Source organism: Terrabacter sp. NPDC000476 (genome assembly GCF_040300125.1).
In the GTDB taxonomy this organism is placed as follows: Bacteria; Actinomycetota; Actinomycetes; order Actinomycetales; family Dermatophilaceae; genus Terrabacter.
On the sequence record NZ_JBEPDF010000011.1, the window covers coordinates 1 to 3,214 of the forward strand.

Genomic DNA, 3,214 nt, shown 5'->3' on the forward strand with positions numbered 1-3,214 from the left:
CATTCGTGCAGGTCGGAACTTACCCGACAAGGAATTTCGCTACCTTAGGATGGTTATAGTTACCACCGCCGTTTACTGGCGCTTAAGTTCTCAGCGTCCCCACTTACGTGGGTAACCGGTCCCCTTAACGTTCCAGCACCGGGCAGGCGTCAGTCCGTATACATCGTCTTGCGACTTCGCACGGACCTGTGTTTTTAGTAAACAGTCGCTTCCCCCTGGTCTCTGCGGCCCTCAAACGCTAGCCCGCAAGGAGCTTCACGCCTCAGGCCCCCCTTCTCCCGAAGTTACGGGGGCATTTTGCCGAGTTCCTTAACCACGATTCACTCGCACGCCTCGGTATTCTCTACCTGACCACCTGAGTCGGTTTAGGGTACGGGCGGCTCGAACCTCGCGCCGAGGCTTTTCTAGGCAGCATGGGATCACCCTACTTCCCCCCAACGGGGTCACCATCAGGTCTCAGGCTCAGCATCAAAGCAAGTGCTGCGGATTTGCCAACAGCACGCCCTACACCCTTGGACGTGGACAACCATCGCCACGCGGAAGCTACCCTCCTGCGTCACCCCTGTTAACACGCTTGACTACTACCGGATCGGGTCACACGCTCCACCAACCCACACCCGAAGGCATGGGCGGCTTTGGGTGCTCAGCATCCCCGGCCTCGCCATGGACGGTTCTACACCGGTACGGGAATATCAACCCGTTGTCCATCGACTACGCCTGTCGGCCTCGCCTTAGGTCCCGACTTACCCAGGGCGGATGAACCTGGCCCTGGAACCCTTGGTCAATCGGCGGACGGGGTTCTCACCCGTCATTCGCTACTCATGCCTGCATTCTCACTCGCGTGCAGTCCACCACACCATCACCAGGCGGCTTCACCCCACACACGACGCTCCCCTACCCATCCACACACCTGCAGAACAAGTCAGACGACCTGACGGCCGGCAACCTGCCCTGGGGTTGACATGTGAATGCCACAGCTTCGGCGGTGTACTTGAGCCCCGCTACATTGTCGGCGCGGAATCACTTGACCAGTGAGCTATTACGCACTCTTTCAAGGGTGGCTGCTTCTAAGCCAACCTCCTGGTTGTCTGCGCAACTCCACATCCTTTCCCACTTAGCACACGCTTAGGGGCCTTAGCTGATGATCTGGGCTGTTTCCCTCTCGACTACGAAGCTTATCCCCCGCAGTCTCACTGCCACGCTCTCACTTACCGGCATTCGGAGTTTGGCTGACGTCAGTAACCCGGTGGGGCCCATCGGCCATCCAGTAGCTCTACCTCCAGCAAGAAACACGCGACGCTGCACCTAAATGCATTTCGGGGAGAACCAGCTATCACGGAGTTTGATTGGCCTTTCACCCCTACCCACAGCTCATCCCCCAGGTTTTCAACCCTGGTGGGTTCGGTCCTCCACGCGGTCTTACCCACGCTTCAACCTGGCCATGGGTAGATCACTCCGCTTCGGGTCTAGAGCACGCGACTACAAACGCCCTCTTCGGACTCGCTTTCGCTACGGCTACCCCCCACGGGTTAACCTCGCCACGCACCACTAACTCGCAGGCTCATTCTTCAAAAGGCACGCCGTCACCAGGCACAAGACCCAGCTCCGACGGATTGTAGGCACACGGTTTCAGGTACTATTTCACTCCCCTCCCGGGGTGCTTTTCACCATTCCCTCACGGTACTTGTCCGCTATCGGTCATCAGGAAGTATTTAGGCTTACCAGGTGGTCCTGGCAGATTCACACGAGATTCCACGAGCCCCGTGCTACTCGGGACATGCTCCCAAGGAGGCCGCAATGTTTCACCTACGGGGGTCTCACCCACTACGCCGGACCATCCCAGGCCCTTCGGCTACACCACGACTTTCTCACTCCCCGAACCAGTGGTAGCCGGCTCCGAAACACTCCCACAACCCCCACACCGCAACCCCTACCAGGTATCACACGATGCAGGTTTAGCCTCATCCGCTTTCGCTCGCCACTACTCACGGAATCACATGTTGTTTTCTCTTCCTGTGGGTACTGAGATGTTTCACTTCCCCACGTTCCCTCCACACACCCTATACATTCAGGTGCGGGTGACCGCCCATGACGACGGCCGGGTTCCCCCATTCGGACACCCTCGGATCAACGTTCGGTTGCCAACTCCCCGAGGCTTAACGCAGGCTCCCACGTCCTTCATCGGCTCCTGATGCCAAGGCATCCACCATGCGCCCTTACACACTTGCCCACCACACACCACCCACCACCACACACCCCGAAAGGCTGCAACGGCTTGAATGTGAGTGCACAACGCGTGCAACAAACATAAACGAACCACAAAGACACACCACACCACCTCGGTTTAACCCTCAATGACGCGGTGCTAGAGGATCTACTCGACGAACACCACTACAAAGATGTTCGCGTCCACTGTGCAGTTCTCAACAGACAACCCGACACCCCACCCACAACAACCCACACCAGACCCCGACCACCAGCACCAAGCCAGTCATCAAGCGGTATGTGGATCAGGTGAAGCCCAGACCTAGAGGTTCAGACCTCCACCACGCGGACTCACATCCACGCAGCGAAGAGCCCGGTCCCTCAGGACCCAACAGTGCGCCAGACACCATCACTGGACAGTTCAGCTGTTCCACCCGGTCATCCGAAGACGAACCGAGGTACTGAGCACGACCATCGAGGTCACGGTGCCATGTTGATGTTCCACCCTCGAGCACCAGCCGCCGAACGATCGCCGGCAGAAACTGGCCCACCCACACCCCACCACCAGCAGACGAAGCTGCTGAGGTCGCTGGGTGTGGTTGATGCTCCTTAGAAAGGAGGTGATCCAGCCGCACCTTCCGGTACGGCTACCTTGTTACGACTTCGTCCCAATCGCCAGTCCCACCTTCGACAGCTCCCCCCCATACGGGTTGGGCCACCGGCTTCGGGTGTTACCGACTTTCATGACGTGACGGGCGGTGTGTACAAGGCCCGGGAACGTATTCACCGCAGCGTTGCTGATCTGCGATTACTAGCGACTCCGACTTCACGGGGTCGAGTTGCAGACCCCGATCCGAACTGAGACCAGCTTTTTGGGATTCGCTCCACCTCACGGTATCGCAGCCCTCTGTACTGGCCATTGTAGCATGCGTGAAGCCCAAGACATAAGGGGCATGATGATTTGACGTCATCCCCACCTTCCTCCGAGTTGACCCCGGCAGTCTCCCAT

General features: G+C 58.4%; 2 rRNA genes. Both read right to left on the reverse strand.

From position 1 onward, the window contains the following. Window positions 1-2,230: ribosomal RNA gene (locus ABT295_RS21045) — 23S ribosomal RNA — on the reverse strand; the annotation flags it as partial. 588 nt (window positions 2,231-2,818) lie between these two features. Further along, window positions 2,819-3,214 (reverse strand): 16S ribosomal RNA (locus ABT295_RS21050); the annotation flags it as partial.